Genomic DNA, 20690 nt, shown 5'->3' with positions numbered 1-20690 from the left:
TAGAGCCATTAGTTAGGTCGATATAAACACCAAGCGGCAGCGTGTCGTTTGCGGTAACAAATTGGTGACGAAGAAGATGTCAAAACGTGATTTTTACGAAGTATTAGGCGTAGGCCGAGATGCCTCTGAGCGCGATATTAAAAAGGCGTACAAGCGCCTAGCAATGAAGTTTCACCCTGATAGAAACCAAGGGGATGACAGCGCTTCGGACAAGTTTAAAGAAGTAAAAGAAGCGTATGAAATTTTAACCGATTCGCAAAAGAAAGCGGCTTATGATCAGTACGGTCATGCTGCTTTTGAACAAGGCGGAATGGGCGGTGGCGGCTTTGGTGGCGGCAGTGCTGATTTTGGCGATATCTTCGGTGATGTCTTTGGTGACATTTTCGGTGGTGGTCGTCGGGGCGGTGGTCAAGCGCGTGCACAACGTGGTGCTGACTTACGTTACAACATGGAACTGTCTTTAGAAGAGGCCGTTCGTGGTTGTTCAAAAGAGATTGAAGTGCCAACACTGGTCCATTGTGATTCTTGTGAAGGTACTGGCGCGAAGAAAGGCTCGTCTGCGCAAACGTGTGGAACCTGTCATGGTCACGGCCAAGTACAGATGCGCCAAGGATTTTTTGCTGTACAGCAAACCTGTCCGACTTGCCATGGTAAAGGTAAGATCATTAAAGACCCATGCAACGTGTGTCAAGGACAGGGGCGTAAGCAAAAAACCAAAACGCTTAATGTTAAAATTCCAGCCGGTGTGGATACGGGCGATCGCATTCGTTTATCTGGCGAAGGTGAAGCAGGAGAAATGGGCGCTCCAGCGGGGGATTTGTACGTACAAGTTCACGTCAAAGAGCACCACATTTTTGAACGCGATGGCAATAACTTATACTGTGAAGTCCCTGTAAGTTTTGCTATGGCGGCACTTGGCGGTGAAGTTGAAGTTCCAACACTCGATGGTCGTGTAAACTTGAAAGTGCCAGAAGAGACGCAAACAGGGCGCATGTTCCGTATGCGTGGTAAAGGTGTGAAAGGCGTACGCGGTGGGGCGATCGGTGATTTGGTTGTCAAACTCGTGGTTGAAACACCTGTGAAACTGAGCGCGCGTCAAAAAGAACTATTACGTGAATTTGAAGAAACTTGCGGTGGTGAAGCGGCAAATAAGCATAAGCCTAAATCTGAAGGTTTCTTTAATGGCGTGAAAAAGTTCTTCGATGATTTAACCAGCTAATTCACTGTTGAATTATTATCTATCCAATAAGGCCTGCAATGCAGGCCTTATTCGTTCCAGATACAGGATGACTTTGTCCTCCCCTCACAAACTGAACCTTTGTGGTGTTCTATTTCCAACATGCGCTTGGGGCTGATTCGTTGGTTGATTTCAATGTCATGACCTTATCGCTGGTTAGACATTCATCCTGGTCTTGGCCTCTGGTGCTCTGCGCCGTCGCGGTGATGGTGTAGCTACTGGCTGCGGAGCTGGCGACTGAAAACTGATAGCGTTCAGCATCGCTTTCACAGATGACGCAATTTCCCCCTGAAATGATCCCGCTCCAGTCATAACCCTTATCGTAGTGATGCTCCAGTTCCAGTTGAATTCTCCCCATATCGGCGAGAGCGGTGGTTCGGTGTCCTTTTAAAACGTGCTTGGTATAACTTGGATAAGCGATTGCAGACAGTACGCCAATAATCACAACCGCAATCAATAATTCGATCAATGTCATCCCGAACGACCGCCGGTTGTGGTTGTTGCATTTAGAATTTCGAATCATCACGTGGAGTTCCTTGTTGATTTACCCGCTATTTTTATTAGGTGATAGCATTCGCGCAAGGTGAATTTTGTTTCATATTTTAATTACATAGGAATTTGGGAAATGGCTCGCGGGTTTACTTTACTTGAGCTGCTTATCACGGTTTCCGTTTTGTCTATTTTACTCACGATAGCGGCTCCCAATTTCAAACAAGTCAGTGATACGCAAAAGATGCAACGTTTAGCGGGTGAGATTAATGGCTTGATGATGAGCGCCCGTTCGGAAGCAGTAATGAGAAAGCAGCCGCTATGGGCGCATATTGTCATGTCGGGTTCGGTTAATAGCCAAGGTGAATGGCAAATCGTGCTGACTAATTCAGGAACCTATCCCGGGGGGCAAGTGATTTCATCGCTATCGGGGCAACCTTATCGCAATATTGAATTGGGGGTGAATTACCCGTCAAATCAGATCCATTTTGAAGCCATTAATGGCCGAGCTGTAAATGGGAGCCTTGATTTTTCAACACACCAAGGTGCACTCAAATTCACGACCTATAGACCTTCAGGACGAATGCGCCTATGTGGTAATGGAGGAGACTATTTTGGTTTTAAGCAGTGCAGCTAACATACCGAGAGCAAAAAAGCATGCCTATAAAGCTCATATCGCTGAAACCAAGCAGATGGGGGCAACGTTAATTGAGTTCATGGTGGCATCCATGCTTGGCTTGATTGCGATAGCCATTATCGGCTCTGTATTCATCACTGGGCAGAAGGTAGCGACCGAAAGAGGCAAGGAGCTACTGCTACTGCAACAAGTGACGGGCACGCTGCAATACCTCAAACAAGATATTCAACGTGCAGGTTATGATGGCGGTCATGGTAACTCACTCACGTTATTGGATAGCGATGATATCGTTTTTGTTTCGGCCGACCAATCAACGCTCGCGTATGCCTACCTTGATGATACGGGGGCAACGAAACAGATCAGAAATGTTGGGTTTGTCATGACTTCTGGCGCGTTGGGTGTCTGTGACAGGCCGACGTCTGTGATTTCAGGGGCCAAAACCGTTTCCCAAGCGACGGCTGGTTGCACTGCTATTTTCGACACTAACCAGATTAATGTGACTCATTTTCAAGCCCAGCGAGCATCATTAGCGGCGAATGGTGTGAGCTCAGCCTACATGACGATCTCTATGGCAGCAGAGTTGGTGGGGGATAGCCGTGTATCAACATCATTTGGAGTGGCAATAAAACAAAGGAATTGGCAGTAATGAAGCAAGCTCAGCAAGGCGCTGTAACGTTATTGATCACCACGCTTTTGTTGGTGCTCGCTTTAGTGGTGGCATTAGGCTCCTACCGTTCGCTCTTTTTTCAGATCAAACGAGCACAAAATGAGGTGCAAGCGAGGCAACAGCATTGGCGAGCAGAAGGGGGGCTTGAGTGTGGTTATAGCCATATTATGAACAATAAAAATAGTTCAATTCCCAACAACCTCAATACCTTGTGTGTCGATTTAGAGTTAACGTACCTCTCTGCAGACCCTACTAACGCCAGTACACTTATGTCCCAGTATCAAATGACGACGTTGAAAAAGAACATTCTGTTTCAACGTGGGAGAAGTCCAGGAGCCATTCGCTCTACTTCAGACTTAATAGTGTTTGGCTCTACACTTATTTCTCCACCAGATCCCGGGCCCAAAAATAGTGATGGGAAATATGAATGCGCGGCTATCGCCGTTGCTAAATATGTTATTGCTACGGCGGGAGTGACAAATAATGGTGTTGGGAGTGCTATTCAAAAACCAAGCGCTGTTTTTGACAATAGTGCCGATTGCGCGCCGACGCATAAAACGAACAGTAGTTCACAAAGCGGTATTTGGAAAAATAGTAGCGGTCTTTATGAAGCAGTCAATGTCAAAAATGATATTTACCGAGATGAAACGCTAAACCCATTTAAAGATCTCTTTGGTTACGAACGGGGAGAATGGGAAAAAGCACGCGACGATACTGAATTTAAGTTCTTGAGTTACACAATGACCAGTGGTGATGTTGATTGTGTTTCGAAATTTAAAGGTGCTTTGGTTCTTGGTCAGCCGAATCAAGTATGGATTGATGGCAGTTGTCAACTGAACCAAGCATCGATTGATACAATGTCAACCATACAAAATGCTCATCCTGGGACTTACCTTTTTTTGCTGGTGCATAATGGCGTGTTAGGGATTCGAGGGAGTGGCAGCATTCAAGGGGTGCTCTTTCATTTTAACAGTGGATTTGCCGCTGATACGGCAAATTGGAATGGATTTGATACTGAACTCATCGCGGATCTCAATGCTAATTTTGATGCACCGATAAAAACATTGTACGGCAGCGCTACCACCTTGACGCCAAAGCACGCTACCTACTTACAGTCGGGATCTTTTCAATTTACCGGAGGAATGGCCTTTGATACCCAAGGTCAGATAGCACTATTTTATAACTCGCTACGTTTGCAATATAACAGTGATATTGAAAACAGCTTTTCCTTTTCGGTTCCACCTAGATGGCAAAAAGGTTCATGGAATGATCTCTAAGCAGCAAGGATTTAGCCTAATAGAAGTAATGATATCGTTTGTTCTAATTGGTGTTGGGGCAATGGGTTTGGTCAAATTACAAGTGTTGGTTGAGCAAAAGGCGGATTTTGCCGTTCATAGTATCGAAGCACTACATTTGGCCGAACAAAAGTTGGAATGGTTTCGTAGCCGTGGCGCTTCTGCCGCGATTTCTACTCTCACGCCAGCGAATTTTGATAGTGATATTGTTAACGGACAAGATAACTCACATCCCTTTTATACACTCAGTTGGTCAGTACCAACGGTCTCTTTATCGGGCTCACTGAAAACCATTTATATTGAGTCCTATTGGCATGATCGTCAGGGAAATAAGCAGTCGGTTGAGCTGAAAACCATGATTTCGCAGTTCAGTGAGTTTGATTAGCGTCTCGATGCTTATACAAAAATGAAATATTTGATTTTGCAAATTGGTTACTGATTTGTAGGAAAAAAGAGCATAAGAATGTGTTTGGATTGTTGTGGTGGAATGCTATTTTTGCAAAATATGTCCCCGTTTTTGTAAAAAACTGTAGAAGCTTGTGCTTTGGTTGAGGCTTTTTTATAGAATAACCGACGATTAATAGGTCGGCTAAATAAATTGATATAGGCCTACAGCAGCAACATCACATATGGAGTTACGAATGAGTAACCAAGTCGTAAAACAAGCACCATTTCCGAAGCCGAGCGGTATGGATCGCTTTTAAAATTTTATTGAACGTGCAGGAAATAAAATTCCTGACCCTGCGATTTTGTTTTTCTGGGCACTGATTATTGTTTGGGTTTCATCGGCACTGTTATCGAATGTGACATTTGATTTGACCAACCCTCGAACGGGTGAAGAACTGCAAGTTAATAACCTACTGACAGGTAAAGCGCTCGCGAGTTTTCTAGCCAATATGGTGACCACATTCACCAGCTTTGCGCCGCTAGGTATCGTGCTGGTTGCCATGCTCGGTGTGGGAGTGGCTGATTCTTCAGGGTTTATCACTACAGGCCTTAAGAAAATGCTAAATTTCACGCCAGCGAAACTACTGACACCGATGCTGATTTTGGTGGCGATAGTGTCGCATACGGCTGCTGATGCTGGTTATGTGTTGGTTATTCCTCTGGGTGGGATTATTTTCCATGCGGCAGGGCGTCATCCACTGGCCGGTATTGCAGCCGCATTTGCTGGTGTTTCTGGTGGCTTTTCAGCGAACTTTATCCCTTCTGGTATTGATCCTTTGCTCGCTGGTTTTACACAAACCGCCGCACAAATTTTGGATCCTCAATACATAGTGAATCCGCTGGCGAACATTTTTTTCACGGGTTTATCTTCGGTGATCATCGTTGCGATTGGTTGGTATGTGACTGAGAAAATTATTGAACCTCGTCTAGCGAATATGCCTGTCGATGAAGATGCGGAAATAGCGCCTGATCTAGGAACATTCAGCGCAACGGAATCGAGAGCATTTCGTTTTTCTGGCTGGGCAATGGTGGTAGGTATTGCATTACTAGTAGCGGCTTTGATCCCAGAAAACTCAGCACTGCGTTCGCCTGATGGTGAGCTAACGGCCTTTTCTGCTCCAGTGATGAAGTCGATCGTTCCTTTGATTTTTATCTTGTTTATTATTCCGGGAATTGTGTATGGCCGAGTGGCTGGCACCTTTAAAAACAGTAATGACGTGATAAAAGCGATGTCTGGCACCATGGCTACGATGGGCGCATACATAGTGATGTCGTTCTTCTGTGCTCAGTTCCTATCAGCGTTTGGTCAATCTAATATTGGTACTATGTTGGCATTGTATGGTGCCGAAGGCCTAAAAGCGATGGACTTACCCGGCCAAGCAACGATTGTGGGGATGATTTTACTCACGGCTAGCGTTAATTTTCTGGTGGGTTCGGCCTCGGCAAAATGGGCATTGATTGGTCCAATTCTGGTACCTATGCTGATGGCGGTAGGGATTTCTCCCGAGCTATCGCAAGCGGCTTACCGCGTGGGCGATTCGGTTTCTAACATTATCTCTCCACTGATGGTCTTCTTCCCATTAGTCGTGGTGTATTGCCAACGTTATGTAAAATCGACGGGCATTGGCACCTTGGCTTCAATGATGATGCCTTTCTCCATTGCGATGCTGATTGGTTGGACGCTGTTCCTGCTTGCTTACTGGGCTTTTGGTATTCCGCTAGGGGTGCAAGCGCCTTACACATACAGCTTGTAGCGTTAACGTTATTTATCGAGTCTGAATTGAAAGCCCGCGAGTGTATCGCGGGCTTTTTCAATCTCATTTGTGCAGATGTTGCGCGTGAAATGTTAAGTGATCATCAATGAAACTTTGAATGAAAAAATAACTGTGATCATAACCTTTATGCATTCTTAACGAGAGTGGGCTATTGCTCGCTTGTGCAGCGGCGAGTAAGCGTTCAGGTTTAAGCTGTTCGTGTAAAAACGGGTCTTCCTCTCCTTGGTCAACCAAAATGGGTAAGGATGATGAGTGAGTAGTGAGCAATTCAACCGCATCGTATTGCTTCCAATCTTGCAGGTTATTACCAAGGTAGTGGCGAAATGCTTTTTGCCCCCAAGGGCAGTGTATTGGGTTGCTTATCGGGCTAAAGGCTGAAATCGAGCGATAGCGTTGAGGGTTTTTCAATCCGATGGTTAACGCACCATGGCCACCCATACTGTGTCCTGCAATCGCTCGCTGTTGGTTTACGGGAAAATGTTGTTCTATTAAGGCTGGAAGTTCTTGCACAATGTAGCTGTACATTTGGTAGTGCTTATCCCAAGGCGCTTGAGTTGCGTTGAGGTAAAATCCTGCGCCAAGGCCAAAATCATACGCTCCTTGCGGGTCGTCAGGAACACCTTCACCTCTTGGGCTGGTATCGGCGGCAACAATCGCGATACCGAGCTTAGCCGCGCTTTGAAATGCGCCAGCTTTTTGCATGAAATTTTCATCGCTGCATGTTAAGCCGGATAACCAATACAACACCGGAACCGATTGGTAGGCCGCTTGAGGTGGAAGATAGATAGCAAAACGCATACTGCACCCTAGTACTTGTGATGAGTGCGTGTACTGTTCATGCCAGCCTTCAAATACTTTGGCTTGGCTAATGTTTTCAATGTGCATAGCAAGTTTCCCCACCCAGCCCTTTAAGAAAAAAGGGCTGGTTATTAAAGCTTATTGGTCAAAATGAATCACAGAACGAATACTTTCACCTTTATGCATTAAATCAAAGGCTTGGTTTATATCCTCTAAACCCATGGTATGGGTAATAAACTCTTGCAAACCAAATTCGCCCGCCAGATAGCGCTCGACAATGTGTGGCAGTTCCGAGCGGCCTTTTACGCCGCCAAATGCACTACCACGCCATACTCGGCCCGTCACCAATTGGAAAGGGCGAGTTGATATTTCTTGGCCCGCGCCAGCCACACCAATAATGACCGATTCTCCCCAGCCTTTATGGCAGCATTCTAACGCTTGGCGCATTACATTGACGTTACCGATGCACTCAAAAGAAAAATCAACACCGCCATCAGTCATCTCAATAATCACTTCTTGGATTGGCTTAGTCAGAGTTTTCGGGTTCAGGCAGTCCGTTGCACCAAGCTGAGTAGCAAGCTCAAACTTACTCTCATTGATATCAATGCCAATAATACGGCTGGCACCGGCCATTCTTGCGCCAATAATGGCGGAAAGCCCGATGCCGCCTAGGCCAAAGATGGCCACAGTATCACCTTGTTTAACTTTGGCTGTATTGAGCACCGCGCCCATGCCCGTTGTGACACCACAACCGAGCAAGCAGACCTCTTCTAATGGCGCCGCTTTATTGACCTTAGCCAAGGAAATTTCTGGCAACACGGTATACTCAGAAAAGGTGGAGCAACCCATATAGTGGAAAATGGGTTGGCCGTCTTTATAGAAACGTGTAGTGCCATCAGGCATTAATCCTTTTCCTTGCGTTTCACGTACTGCTTGGCACAGGTTAGTTTTACCTGATTTACAGAATTTGCATTCACCACACTCTGCGGTGTACAAGGGAATGACATGATCTCCTACCTCGACGCTGGTTACCCCTTCACCAATCCTCTCAACGATACCGCCGCCTTCGTGGCCGAGGATAACCGGGAAAATCCCTTCAGGGTCTTCACCAGATAGCGTAAAGGCATCGGTATGACAAACGCCGCTCGCAATAATACGCACCAACACTTCGCCTTTTTGGGGCAACATAACGTCAACCTCCTCGACTTTTAGTGGTTGATTTGGCCCCCACGCAATCGCCGCGCGAGATTTAATGAATTGATGTGATGACATAAGATTTTCCTTTGCACATTACTTGAAGTTTCAAGTGAGTTGGGGAGAGTGACAGTATATTCCCTTCTTGAAATTTAATAATCGGTCTAAAATAAGAATCACTTTTACTTATCAGTAATAATTAAGATGGCGAGTTGGGAAGGCATTCATGAATTTGTTGCGGTGGCTGAAACTGGAAGTTTTACCGCAGCAGCGCATAAACTATCGACATCAGTAGCGAATGTCAGCCGACGTATTGCGCTATTAGAAGAGCGTTTGGCGGTAAAGTTGTTGCAACGTACCACGCGGCGAGTCTCCCTGACCGAAGCGGGTCAACTCTATTATCATCAGTGTCGGCAATTGGTTGAAGGCTTAGCGCAGGCTGATCTTGCTGTCACGCAGATGCAGCAAACGCCGTCAGGTTTACTGAAAGTGACCGCTCCGGTGACTTATGGTGAGCAGAAAGTCGCGCCTTTGCTGCATGAGTTTTTACAGTTACATCCTCAATTGGAGTTGGAACTGATACTCACTAACCAAAAATTGGATCTGATTGCTGAAGGAATTGATGTCGCCGTACGATTAGGGCAGTTGGATGATTCGAGTTTTATTGGCAAAAAGTTATCCAACCGACAACTGTTTGTCTGCGCTAGCCCTGACTATTTGGTGAAATATGGCACCCCCTATTCATTGTCAGAGTTGGTTCATCACCAATGTTTACAAGGTACTATGAACTATTGGCGATTTAAGGATCAGCAACGCTCTCGTGAAATCGGTGTTAAAGGAAAAATTAAATGCAACAGCGGTGTGGCGTTATTGAATGCCGCGTTGCAAGGGATTGGAATCGTACAATTGCCCGACTATTATGTAGAGCCGTATTTGCTCTCGGGTGAGTTGCAAGAAGTGTTGCATCAGTACCGAGATGATCGTGAAGGTGTATGGGCCTTATACCCACAAAATCGCCATTTGTCCTCAAAAGTTAGGCTGCTGGTGGATTTTCTGGCAGAACGGCTATCGTCCGCTAACGGCAAAGGCTAGTGAAAGAGAAAATAGGATATATGAATACACAGTTTACCGTTCAAGATCAAAAGTTTATGCGCCGAGCCATCGCGCTTGCCAATCTTGCAGAACAAGCAGGTGAAGTGCCTGTGGGCGCTGTGCTTGTTAAAGATGGCGAAATCATTGCTGAAGGTTGGAATGCCTCTATTGGTCAACATGATGCGACAGCGCACGCTGAAATTCAGGCTTTGCGTCAAGCAGGTCAACGGTTACAAAATTATCGTTTGCTAGATACTACCTTATACGTCACTTTAGAGCCCTGTCCAATGTGCGCAGGCGCACTGCTGCATAGCCGAGTCAAAAGGATTGTCTTTGGCGCTCCAGATCTCAAAGCTGGGGCGGCCGGTACGGTGCTGAATTTATTTGAAAGCCAAGCCTCCTATCATTACGCGACGGTCGATAAAGGATTGTTAGAAGAGGAGTGTCGGGAGCAACTGCAATCTTTTTTTAGACGAAGACGCGCAGAGATACAGGCGGAAAAACAGCGGAATAAGCAACAGAGTGATGGGCTTTAGCAAACATCCACTTTGAGTAGATGTTTGCCGCTGAAGGTTAAGCAGAGATTAATTGCATAAATGCACGGTTACGCCAGATAATTTTCTTTTTATTATTGGATAACATACGTTTACGACGGTTCGCTGCCACCGTTTTATTAAGGTGTTTTGATAGCTTTTTACGTTTAAGCATAAACAACCTCCTACTGCTGAGTTTTGACAATGATCCCTAATGGTTTAGGGTGCCTTATGACAATCTTAATCTGCCTTTATAGTGCAGGATTGTTACCATAATATGAAACTTAGGGAACGATCTTTTTCACGTTTTGATGTATGGGCTGCACACTTGGAAATCAAGTGTGCAATTTTTGTTCAACGTGGAAGATTTAGCTATTGTTATGCTTATTGAGCTATGGGGTCGAGATACTGATTATCCTGCGCCTCATCGGCCGATTCCATAGCTTCTAACGCGGCTTCCTCCTCCTCAATACTGATCACAACCAAATCATCAGTACCTGAACTATTGTCTATCTGCTTTTGTTGATCAACATGGCCAATAATGCTTTGATAATAGCGACGAATATTTTCAACGTAGGCCTTGGCTTCGTCACCTCGCGCGTAGCCATATCGAGTCTGGCTGAAGTATTTCTTTTGTCTCAGTTGAGGGAGGCGTTCTTTGACTTCAGTCCATGAATCAGGGTTCGCACCTTGTTGCTTGGTTAAGCGTCTTGCATCCATCATATGCCCATAGCCGACGTTATAGGAAGCGAGAGCAAACCAAATTTTCTCATGTTCTGGGATGGAGTCTGGTATACGCTGTACCATCCGACGCAGGTATTCGACACCACCACGAATCGATTGTTCCGGATCGAGTCGATTGGCGACACCAACACTTCTTGCCGTAGGGAGAGTCAACATCATCATACCGCGGACCCCAGTGGGGGATTTAGCTAACGGATTCCAGTGAGACTCTTGATAAGCTAAGGCGGCAATCAATCGCCAATCAAACTCGTCAGAATATTGTTGGAAAAGAGGGGCCCATTTTGGTAAGCGGACATCGAGTGCTCTAATAAAGGCGCGCGTATCGACATAATCAAACGTGCCCACGTGACCAATATATTTCTCTTCCAAGGCCGCTAATTGACCAGATTGTTTAAGGTTGCCAAAAAACTCAATCATCAAGGCGTATAAGCTTTCATCTTCAGAACGACGCATATACCAAGCGATAGGCTGATCTTCAGTTAATTCAAAGGCGACGGCTAAGTCAGGGTAGATTCGCTGCGACAACGAGACTTCGACCGAATCAGCCATGGTAAATAGCAGTTCGCCATTCGAAACCTGTTTTAAAAGGTCGTTAACGTCGGCGTTATTATTCACATTGTACTGAAACTCTGGGTAGATCTGTTTAATGTCGCTGAGCGTATTTTCAAAGTGGGATTCATTCACGATAGAAAAAACGCTGTCACCTTCATGCCCAGCAATCAGTTCCGGTTGTTTTTCCAGTAATTGTTTTAAATTTCTTGGACGCCAGTTGCCTTTCTTATAGACGACTTGTTGGCTGACATAGTAATAAGCGGGCCCTGTTCTGTACTCATTCAAGCGTTGATTCGATTGACTTAACCCCGCTGCAACAACGTCGATTTCCCCATTTTTCAGTGCAGGAAAGAGACTAGACAACCGATAAGCGGGTTTCATCTCTAGTTTAACCCCAAGCTGATTGGCAAATTCGCGTGCTAGTTCGTAGTCCAGCCCTGCAGGGCCATCTGGGCCAATGTAGTAGGAGAGTTGATTGTTCAACGTACCCACTCGCAATACGCCACGTTCACGAATATGGTCAAGCTCGCTTTTAGGATCTGAATCGATTTGGCAACCGACGACAAAAAGAGTGAGTAGGAAAATGGACAATGAGCGATGAAGCTGAATCAGATAATACTTTGGCATTTATGAGCGATCTCTTACATCAATTACTGCCTTTATATCAAAGGCGGCCATATTGGCAAAGTTTCAGATCAAAAACGGATGAAAAAGTGTCGGCGACCACGCTAATGTGGCTGTATTTCAAATTTGACAAAAAAAGACGCAAACGGTTGCTTTTGGTGTTACGTCACAAAAAGAATTCCTTTATAATGCGTCCGAAATGACGAGGTGAAATTGGTATGTATTCGGTTTTATTTTATTAAATTATTGTATTTTAATGATTTTGAATTTATTCCAATTACACTTCAACCCACTGTATAAGAGACCTAAGCACATGAGAATTTTGCGTGGCTCCCCAGCGCTTTCTGAGTTTCGTGTTAACAAACTCGTTGAACTTTGTCGTGAACAGCAACTGCCTGTATCGAGTATTTACGCGGAGTTTATGCATTTTGCTGATCTCTCTGCGGATTTAGACACTCAATCCCTTGAAAAATTAGAGAAACTACTCACTTATGGTCCAACCATTCAAGACCATGAGCCACAAGGTCTTCTTCTGCTTGTGACGCCTCGTCCGGGCACTATTTCTCCTTGGTCTTCCAAAGCAACAGATATTGCACACAATTGTGGTTTAGTGGATGTGAAGCGTTTAGAGCGGGGTACGGCTTATTATATTGAATCCGAAGTCGCACTTTCTGCCGAGCAAATCAACACGATCCAAACAATTATTCATGACCGAATGATGGAGGTCGTGTTTACCGATTTCGAATCGGCAACAGCACTGTTCAAAGTCGCAGAACCTACCCCAGTGGCGTACGTTGACTTGCTGAATGGCGGCCGCGCAGCGCTTGAAAAAGCAAACGTTACCCTTGGGCTTGCATTGGCTGACGATGAAATTGATTATTTGTTCGAAAGCTTCGTCACTAAGCTTGAGCGTAATCCAACCGATATCGAATTAATGATGTTTGCTCAAGCAAACTCTGAGCATTGTCGCCATAAAATCTTCAATGCCGATTGGACTATTGATGGCGTTAAGCAAGATAAATCGCTGTTTAAGATGATCAAAAACACTTATGAAGTGACTCCTGATCATGTGCTGTCTGCCTATAAAGATAATGCCGCCGTCATGGTGGGTTCGGAAGTTGGGCGTTTTTTCCCTGATCCAGAGACACGCCAATATGGTTATCACCATGAAAAAGCGCATATTTTAATGAAGGTGGAAACACACAACCACCCGACGGCGATTGCTCCTTGGCCGGGCGCTTCAACGGGTTCCGGTGGTGAAATTCGTGACGAAGGTGCAACGGGGATTGGTGGAAAACCTAAAGCCGGGTTAGTCGGTTTTACTACTTCAAACTTGCGTATTCCTAATTTTGTACAGCCTTGGGAAACGGATTTTGGTAAACCGGGACGCATTGTCACGGCACTCGATATTATGCTGGAAGGCCCGCTCGGTGGGGCGGCTTTTAACAACGAATTTGGTCGTCCCAACCTGCTAGGTTACTTCCGTACTTACGAAGAGAAAGTCAATTCTCACGCTGGTGAAGAAGTGCGTGGTTATCACAAACCAATCATGATTGCTGGTGGGATGGGGAATATCCGCGACGAGCATGTGCAGAAAAAAGAGATCCCTGTTGGCGCGAGCTTAATTGTGCTCGGTGGTCCGGCAATGAACATTGGCCTTGGTGGGGGCGCCGCTTCTTCTATGGCATCTGGTCAATCTGCGGAAGATCTTGATTTTGCGTCGGTACAGCGTGAAAACCCAGAGATGGAACGTCGCTGCCAAGAGGTGATTGATCGCTGCTGGCAACTCGGTGAGGCGAATCCGATCGCCTTTATCCATGATGTGGGCGCTGGTGGTATCTCAAACGCATTGCCTGAGCTTGTTGATGATGGCGAACGTGGCGGTATTTTCCAACTGCGTGATGTGCCTAACGATGAGCCGGGAATGAGCCCGCTTGAAATTTGGTGTAATGAATCACAAGAGCGTTACGTGCTGGCTGTAGCGCCAGAAAACATGGCGCGCTTTGATGCCATTTGCCAACGTGAGCGCGCGCCTTATGCTGTTGTGGGCATTGCCACTGAAGAGCGTGAACTGAAATTGGAAGATTCACATTTCGGTAATACGCCAATTGATATGCCGATGGACGTATTGCTTGGCAAAACACCTAAAATGTATCGCGATGTGAAGACGCTGAAAGTTAATAATCCAGCACTTGATCGCCGTGATATCGAATTGAACGAAGCGATTGATCGTATACTGCGTCTCCCTGCGGTTGCAGAAAAAACCTTCCTCATCACCATTGGTGACCGAACCGTCACTGGCTTGGTTGCTCGTGACCAAATGGTTGGTCCATGGCAAGTGCCAGTAGCAAACTGCGCGGTTACCGCGGCAAGTTATGATACTTACCATGGCGAAGCGATGTCGATGGGGGAGCGCACGCCAGTTGCCTTGCTGGATTTTGGGGCATCGGCACGCTTAGCCGTGGGCGAAGCGATCACCAACATTGCCGCTACCCATATCGGTGATATCAAACACATTAAGTTGTCGGCGAACTGGATGTCACCAGCGGGTCACCCAGGTGAAGATGCTGGTTTGTATGAGGCAGTAAAAGCGGTCGGTGAAGAGCTTTGTCCTGCGCTCGGCCTGACTATCCCTGTGGGTAAAGATTCGATGTCGATGAAGACCAAGTGGGATGAGAATGGCGAACAAAAAGAAGTGACCTCTCCGCTATCATTGGTGATCACGGCATTTGCTCGTGTTGAAGATGTGCGTAACACCATCACCCCTCAGTTAAGAACCGATAAGGGTGAAACCGCCCTGGTTTTGATTGATTTAGGTAATGGTAAGAATCGCTTGGGCGCAACGGCGTTAGCACAAGTCTACAAACAGTTGGGTGATAAACCCGCAGACGTAGATAATGCGGCGCAGCTTAAAGCCTTCTATGAGGCGATCCAAACCTTGGTCGCCAATCAGCAGATTATCGCCTATCACGATAAAGGTGACGGTGGTTTATTCGTCACTCTAGCTGAAATGGCCTTTGCTGGTCATTGTGGCGTGAAAGCCGATATTGCCGCGCTGGGTGATGCATTGGCCGCGTTATTTAATGAAGAGCTGGGCGCAGTCATTCAAGTTCGTCACCACGATTTAGAGACGGTGATCTCGACGCTAACGGCGCATGGTTTACAAGCGTGTTCACACGTTATCGGTCGTGTTGACGCTTCTGATGAACTAGCCATTACCGCTGGTGAACAACCTATTGTTGTGCGTAACCGCACCGAACTTCGCACCATTTGGGCTGAAACTACGCATAAGATGCAAGCGCTACGCGATAACCCGCAGTGCGCGGATCAAGAGTTTGCAGCAAAACAAGATAACAGTGATAAAGGTCTTAACGTCAGTTTGAGCTTTGACGTGCAACAAGATGTTGCGGCACCGTATATTGCTAAAGGCGTGAAGCCAAAAATGGCTATTTTGCGCGAGCAAGGGGTTAACTCACACGTTGAAATGGCGGCAGCGTTTGATCGCGCAGGCTTTGAAACAACCGATATACACATGAGCGACATCTTAACGGGTCAAGCGGTGCTTGAAGAGTACCAAGGCCTCGTCGCATGTGGTGGGTTCTCTTATGGTGACGTATTGGGCGCGGGCGAAGGCTGGGCGAAATCAGTGCTGTTTAATGTACAAGCTCGTGAACAGTTCCAAAGTTTCTTCCAACGTGAAGATACTTTCTCGCTAGGAGTGTGTAACGGCTGTCAAATGCTGTCGAATTTGAAAGAGTTAATCCCTGGTGCGGATTTATGGCCGCGTTTTGTGCGCAATGAATCAGAGCGTTTTGAAGCGCGCTTTAGCTTAGTGGAAGTGCAGCAATCTGATTCACTGTTTTTTAATGAGATGGCTGGCTCGCGCATGCCGATTGCGGTTTCGCATGGCGAAGGGCGCGTTGAAGTTCGTGATACGGCACATTTAACGGCGATTGAACAATCAGGCACCGTTGCGCTGCGTTTTGTGGATAACAACGGCCATGCCACGCAGCAATATCCGAACAACCCAAATGGTTCACCAAATGCCATTACAGGCTTAACGACTCAAGATGGCCGTGTGACGATCATGATGCCGCACCCAGAGCGCGTGTTCCGCACGGTAGCGAACTCTTGGCATCCTGATTCTTGGGGGGAAAACAGTCCATGGATGCGTATGTTCCAAAATGCACGTAAGAACTTAGGGTAACTCACCTTGTCGCCAGTGAGAGAAACGACTTAGTCTTGTTATTCCAGCCGCTGCAACTCAGCGGCTTTTTTGTTTACTTTGAGGATGAATTTTTTGTAAAAAATGCAGAAAAAAATTGTAATTTGTGCTCTAATGCCGCGCTTACCAAGGGATGGTGTTCAACATCCGCCGCCATATAATATAATGGCGCGCGACAAACGTTGATGAGTAATCCCTTATTATTCCCTTAGGAAAACGAAAATGTCAGAAAGTAAAAAATTCACCATCAAAGTGACTGAAAAGCGCAATGGTTGGGCGGCGGAAATCGTACGTCAAGTGACCTCTCGCAGAAGTGTTGTTTCAAAGCGCGAAATGGGTTTTGAAAGCGAAGCACAAGCACAAGCTTGGGCGGAAAAAGAGCTCAGTGGCTTTATTGAGAACCAAGCGAAACGCAATGAGCGTAAGGCTCTGGCAAGAAAAGAGAAAAAAGCTTAGTACAAAAAATCTGAGTGCTGTGCTTTAAGAACTGTTACTTGAACGAAAACCCGCTTTAAATTAGCGGGTTTTTTATGCCTTAACGAAATTGACCGATTTGCGGTAAAAACTCAAAACCTGCACTGGCTAAGCGAGCCTCTAATGCCGCCCGATCGATATCAAAGTCGTCCGCCAGCCTATCAAGATCGCCATTAAAATCATCACGTAGCTTCATATTGATGATGCTCATCAGCATGATTGGATCCATCGAGGCAAAATTGGCTAAATTCATCACTTATCCTCGAAATCAGAAATCAGCAAGTTAGCTGCCGCAAAGGCTGCTTGCTCTCGAACCGCTTTTGGCAGCGATTCGTCTGCTGCGACATCATTCAAAGTTTTGATGGCGCAGGAGATTGCTTGAGGAATATAAGCTTGATCACCACTGCCTATCTGCGCATAAAGCTCGCGCACTAATTCACAACAACCGTAAACTTGCATAGATTAAATCCTAACTAATGATAATGGCTCTCAATATACACATTACGTTTGGCAAAGACAAAATCAGAACTTGCGTTTGCGCAAGCTCTGATTGCATGTGATGAAACTTTAAGCATTCACTTGCTGCTCTAGCGCCATGACCAGATCGTCGGCTAGCTGTAGTTGCTTAGCGAGCTCGTTCAGATACGCTTTTTCCATGAAATTTTGTTCATCGGCGATAAGTAAAGAGGCCAGATAAAGCTCACTCGCTTGTGCGGGCGTTGTGGCTAACTGTGCAATAGCCGCGGGATCGAGCGGTTTATGCAGCTCATTTTTTACCAGCTGCTGCAATTGGTTATCTGCGCCCATTTCAGAGATGGCTTGCTCAATTTTCGCCATTTCTTGTTCATCCACATGGCCATCAGCTTTTGCGGCGGCAATCATCGCTTTTAGGATCAGCGTGCTGTGGCTAGCATCATTAGGGTCAAAGCTAGACTGCGGTTGAGTGGTCGTTTGTTTTGCTTGCCAGTCATTATACGCTTTATAGGCTAGTGCGCCGAGCGCCGCTGCTCCACCAATCCCTATCACTTTAGTGCCTATTTTTTTTGCTTTCTTCGAGCCCATCAATAAACCGATTAGGCCACCACCGAGTGCACCTGCTCCTAAGGTTTTGAGTTTACTTGAATCTTGTGTGATAGCGCCGAGTTGGCTTGAACCTTGTTTTACGATGTCTGAATTCAATGCTTGGTTAAGTAAACTTTTTAGATCCATAGGTCACCTCCATTAATAATGGATTAAAGAATAGATCACCGTAGATGAATCGAAGATTAATATGCTTGAAAAAGCTTTTGTGGCTGGTGACAAAATAAAAAAGGTTGCCATTTAGGCATTAGGCAACCTTTTCAAGAGCATACTTTATTAGGCGATTTGAGCATTAATAAAGGAGACTATTTCATTCATAGCGACGGCCGACTTCTCACCACTGCGGCGATGTTTATATTCGAAGTTGCCCTCATCCATACTGCGATCGCCAATAATGATGGTATGTGGTACACCGATCAGTTCCATATCTGAGAACATTACGCCCGGGCGCTCTTTACGATCATCAAATAGCACTTCAATACCAGCAGCGGTCAGTTCCGTATACAGTTTTTCAGCAGCTTGTTGGACGCGCTCTGATTTGTGCATGTTCATAGGGACAATCGCCACTTGGAAAGGTGCGATCGCGTCAGGCCAGATGATGCCGTATTTATCGTTGTTTTGCTCGATGGCTGATGCCACAACGCGTGATACGCCAATGCCGTAACAACCCATCTCTAAAATGGTGTTTTTACCATTGGAATCAAGAACGCCACAGTTCATTTTCTCAGAGTAGTTAGTACCCAATTGGAAAATATGACCCACTTCGATACCGCGTTTGAGCATTAGTGTCCCTTTGCCACATGGGCTTGGGTCGCCTTCAACGACGTTACGGAGGTCTTCCACTTTCGCTAGCTCAACGTCACGGCCCCAGTTGATGCCAAAGTAGTGTTTGCCATCGATGTTGGCTCCTGCGCCAAAATCGCTCATGACGGCTACGCTGTGATCAACGATAAACGGCAATTCAAGACCAACAGGGCCAAGAGAGCCTGGGCCTGCGCCAATCAGCGCGCGAATCTCTTCTTCGCTAGCCATTTCTAGCGGAGCGGCAACTTCAGCGAGTTTCTCGGCTTTGATTTCATTGAGTTCATGATCACCACGGATAATCAGTGCCACGATAGAGGCATCGATCTCATCAGATGCTTTTACAAACAGTGTTTTAACTGTTTTCTCAATCGGTAGGCCATGCTGCTCAACCAATTCAGCGATGGTTTTGGCGTTTGGCGTATCAACCTGCGTCATCTCTTGAGTTGGCGCGGCGCGCTCAACGGCTGGCGCAATGGCTTCTGCTTTTTCGATGTTGGCGGCGTAATCCGATTCAGTTGAGAAGGCGATGATGTCTTCACCACTTTCAGCCAATACATGGAACTCATGCGAGCCGTTACCACCGATAGCGCCGGTGTCGGCTAATACTGGGCGGTAATCAAGCCCCATGCGATCGAAGGCTTTACAGTAAGCTTCGTGCATCGCTTGGTAAGATTTCTCTAAGCCTGCTTTATCAATATCAAAGCTATAGGCATCCATCATGCAGAATTCACGAGCACGCATCACACCAAAACGAGGACGTCTCTCATCACGGAATTTGGTTTGAATCTGGTACAGGTTCAGCGGTAATTGCTTGTAAGAGCTGACTTCGTTGCGTACCAAGCTGGTGATCACTTCTTCTGCTGTTGGACTAAGCACAAACGGACGAGTATGGCGGTCAGTAAAGCGAAGTAGCTCAGGGCCCATTTTCTCAGAGCGGCCTGTCTCTTCCCACAGTTCAAACGGTTGCACAACGGGCATCAAGGTTTCGATTGCACCGGCATTGTCGATCTCTTGACGAACGATGTTTTCGACTTTACGCAGCACACGTAGACCAGTAGGCAGCCAGGTATAAAGACCTGAAGCCAGCTTACGGATCATACCTGCACGTAACATGAGCTGATGGCTCACGACTTCTGCGTCGTTTGGAGTCTCCTTCAAAGTAGAAAGAAGATATTTACTGGTACGCATTCTATGGTATCCGTTTCATGATAGTTAAAAGCGCTCTCCAATGAGAGGCTAGAATTAAGCCGCTAATAATATCAGCCAATCGGCTTTGTCAAAAGCGTTCTATTGCGGTTACTGAGACTAAGTTGTTTGCGATAGTGAATTTTACGTTCAGATCGAACAGATTTACCGCATATTCTTTATGATCGATTTTATGTTTTTTATAGGCTGGGCGAGGATCTTGAGCCAGCACTTGCTCAATGACGGCTTTAACCATGTCGTGATCTGCCCGCGCATTCAGTACCGTTAACGCCGCTTGGCTAAAGGTCACTGCGATCTTGTCGGGCTCGCTCTCGGCATAGCCACCGCTGGCTGTGGCTATCGAATCGGAATAGGGAATATAGGGTTTGATGTCAATGATCGGTGTGTTATCGACTAAATCTACGCTGCCTAGTTCCAAATAAACCTGATCACCTTGTTGAGTGACGCCTTTCAATTCAACGGCAGACATACCGATGCCGTTAGGTCGAAACGTGGCCCGTGAAGCAAATACGCCGATCCGCTCATTTCCGCCTAAGCGCGGTGGGCGCACCGTCGGTTTCCAACCGGCATCGAGGTTTTGGTCAAACAGAAAAAGTAACCAGACATGGCTAAATTGTTCGATGCCTCGCACCGACTCTAAGCAATTAGCGTGACCGATGAGCTTGACTCTCGCGCTTGCGCTCGCCACTAAGCGAGGTTGGCGAGGAACGGCAAATTTTTCTTTATAAGGCGTTTCAATAGTGCCAATCGGAGCAATGGTGTGCATATCCGTATCCGTCTTTTTTCACGTTGGTTGAGAAAAATATCATATTTAAGC

Annotated in this window: 20 protein-coding genes; 10 read left to right on the top strand and 10 right to left on the bottom strand. The window is 46.3% G+C overall.

The window, feature by feature from the left end; translation table 11 throughout:
- The first annotated feature begins 76 nt into the window (after window positions 1-76).
- Window positions 77-1219, top strand: coding sequence for a molecular chaperone DnaJ (gene dnaJ, locus N5E84_RS08810; protein WP_029388391.1), 1143 nt, complete (start codon window positions 77-79; stop codon window positions 1217-1219).
- Window positions 1220-1328: 109 nt separating this feature from the next.
- On the opposite strand, the gene N5E84_RS08805 is transcribed toward dnaJ, so the two are convergent.
- Window positions 1329-1760, bottom strand: coding sequence for a type IV pilin protein (locus tag N5E84_RS08805; RefSeq protein ID WP_029388390.1), 432 nt, complete (start codon window positions 1758-1760; stop codon window positions 1329-1331).
- 102 nt (window positions 1761-1862) lie between these two features.
- Here N5E84_RS08805 and N5E84_RS08800 point away from each other — a divergent pair, with 102 nt between their 5' ends.
- From N5E84_RS08800 to N5E84_RS08780, 5 genes are all read left to right on the top strand, one after another.
- A complete protein-coding gene (locus N5E84_RS08800) occupies window positions 1863-2363 on the top strand; it encodes a GspH/FimT family pseudopilin (RefSeq protein WP_017043370.1) in 501 nt (166 codons plus the stop codon).
- Complete coding sequence (locus N5E84_RS08795) at window positions 2341-3009, top strand: PilW family protein (RefSeq protein WP_019282959.1); 669 nt, start codon at window positions 2341-2343, stop codon at window positions 3007-3009. Before N5E84_RS08800 ends, N5E84_RS08795 begins: the two co-directional genes overlap by 23 nt.
- Entirely contained in the window at window positions 3000-4307 is a 1308-nt protein-coding gene (locus N5E84_RS08790; protein WP_081245116.1) for a hypothetical protein, read from the top strand. The genes N5E84_RS08795 and N5E84_RS08790 overlap by 10 nt, the downstream gene beginning before the upstream one ends.
- Window positions 4297-4710, top strand: coding sequence for a prepilin-type N-terminal cleavage/methylation domain-containing protein (locus tag N5E84_RS08785; RefSeq protein WP_019282958.1), 414 nt, complete (start codon window positions 4297-4299; stop codon window positions 4708-4710). The genes N5E84_RS08790 and N5E84_RS08785 overlap by 11 nt, the downstream gene beginning before the upstream one ends.
- Window positions 4711-5035: 325 nt before the next feature.
- Window positions 5036-6526 carry an AbgT family transporter gene (locus N5E84_RS08780; protein WP_232513686.1) on the top strand — a complete coding sequence of 497 codons (1491 nt, stop codon included), beginning with the start codon at window positions 5036-5038 and terminating at the stop codon, window positions 6524-6526.
- Window positions 6527-6589: 63 nt separating this feature from the next.
- Here N5E84_RS08780 and fghA read toward each other — a convergent pair whose 3' ends face one another.
- Window positions 6590-7432: an S-formylglutathione hydrolase gene (gene fghA / locus N5E84_RS08775; RefSeq protein WP_019282956.1), complete on the bottom strand. Its 843-nt coding sequence runs from the start codon at window positions 7430-7432 to the stop codon at window positions 6590-6592.
- 51 nt (window positions 7433-7483) lie between these two features.
- Window positions 7484-8617 (bottom strand): S-(hydroxymethyl)glutathione dehydrogenase/class III alcohol dehydrogenase, encoded by a 1134-nt coding sequence (locus N5E84_RS08770; RefSeq protein ID WP_017045590.1) that lies wholly within the window; start codon window positions 8615-8617, stop codon window positions 7484-7486.
- Between the two features lie 126 nt (window positions 8618-8743).
- On the opposite strand from N5E84_RS08770, the gene N5E84_RS08765 reads away from it, so the two are divergent.
- On the top strand, window positions 8744-9631 hold the full coding sequence (locus N5E84_RS08765) for a LysR family transcriptional regulator (protein ID WP_017045589.1): 888 nt from the start codon (window positions 8744-8746) through the stop codon (window positions 9629-9631).
- Window positions 9632-9651: 20 nt separating this feature from the next.
- Window positions 9652-10167, top strand: coding sequence for a tRNA adenosine(34) deaminase TadA (gene tadA, locus N5E84_RS08760; RefSeq protein ID WP_170888572.1), 516 nt, complete (start codon window positions 9652-9654; stop codon window positions 10165-10167).
- Between the two features lie 37 nt (window positions 10168-10204).
- Here the strand turns inward: tadA and N5E84_RS08755 are convergent, their stop codons facing one another.
- A complete protein-coding gene (locus N5E84_RS08755) occupies window positions 10205-10339 on the bottom strand; it encodes a hypothetical protein (RefSeq protein WP_254917022.1) in 135 nt (44 codons plus the stop codon).
- A gap of 209 nt (window positions 10340-10548) precedes the next feature.
- Window positions 10549-12087: a membrane-bound lytic murein transglycosylase MltF gene (gene mltF / locus N5E84_RS08750; RefSeq protein WP_019282955.1), complete on the bottom strand. Its 1539-nt coding sequence runs from the start codon at window positions 12085-12087 to the stop codon at window positions 10549-10551.
- A 310-nt stretch (window positions 12088-12397) separates the two neighbouring features.
- Between mltF and purL the strand changes: the two genes are divergently transcribed.
- Window positions 12398-16291: a phosphoribosylformylglycinamidine synthase gene (gene purL, locus N5E84_RS08745; RefSeq protein WP_069212018.1), complete on the top strand. Its 3894-nt coding sequence runs from the start codon at window positions 12398-12400 to the stop codon at window positions 16289-16291.
- A 240-nt stretch (window positions 16292-16531) separates the two neighbouring features.
- Window positions 16532-16765 carry a DUF3622 domain-containing protein gene (locus N5E84_RS08740; protein ID WP_010319076.1) on the top strand — a complete coding sequence of 78 codons (234 nt, stop codon included), beginning with the start codon at window positions 16532-16534 and terminating at the stop codon, window positions 16763-16765.
- Window positions 16766-16844: 79 nt separating this feature from the next.
- Here N5E84_RS08740 and N5E84_RS08735 read toward each other — a convergent pair whose 3' ends face one another.
- The 5 genes from N5E84_RS08735 to tsaA form a co-directional block, all read right to left on the bottom strand.
- Window positions 16845-17036 (bottom strand): DUF4250 domain-containing protein, encoded by a 192-nt coding sequence (locus N5E84_RS08735; protein WP_026028975.1) that lies wholly within the window; start codon window positions 17034-17036, stop codon window positions 16845-16847.
- Window positions 17036-17242 carry a YaeP family protein gene (locus N5E84_RS08730; RefSeq protein ID WP_010319078.1) on the bottom strand — a complete coding sequence of 69 codons (207 nt, stop codon included), beginning with the start codon at window positions 17240-17242 and terminating at the stop codon, window positions 17036-17038. The genes N5E84_RS08735 and N5E84_RS08730 overlap by 1 nt, the downstream gene beginning before the upstream one ends.
- A gap of 108 nt (window positions 17243-17350) precedes the next feature.
- On the bottom strand, window positions 17351-17992 hold the full coding sequence (locus N5E84_RS08725) for a tellurite resistance TerB family protein (protein ID WP_013857413.1): 642 nt from the start codon (window positions 17990-17992) through the stop codon (window positions 17351-17353).
- Between the two features lie 147 nt (window positions 17993-18139).
- Window positions 18140-19855, bottom strand: coding sequence for a proline--tRNA ligase (locus N5E84_RS08720; protein WP_017044181.1), 1716 nt, complete (start codon window positions 19853-19855; stop codon window positions 18140-18142).
- 88 nt (window positions 19856-19943) lie between these two features.
- Window positions 19944-20639: a tRNA (N6-threonylcarbamoyladenosine(37)-N6)-methyltransferase TrmO gene (gene tsaA, locus N5E84_RS08715; protein WP_017045586.1), complete on the bottom strand. Its 696-nt coding sequence runs from the start codon at window positions 20637-20639 to the stop codon at window positions 19944-19946.
- Window positions 20640-20690: the final 51 nt, after the last annotated feature.

Origin of the sequence: Vibrio sp. J502, from assembly GCF_025397955.1 — a bacterium.
Taxonomy (GTDB): Bacteria; Pseudomonadota; Gammaproteobacteria; order Enterobacterales; family Vibrionaceae; genus Vibrio; species Vibrio anguillarum.
The sequence above is the reverse complement of the archived record's forward strand: the minus strand, read 5'-3'. Positions and strand labels throughout refer to the sequence as shown.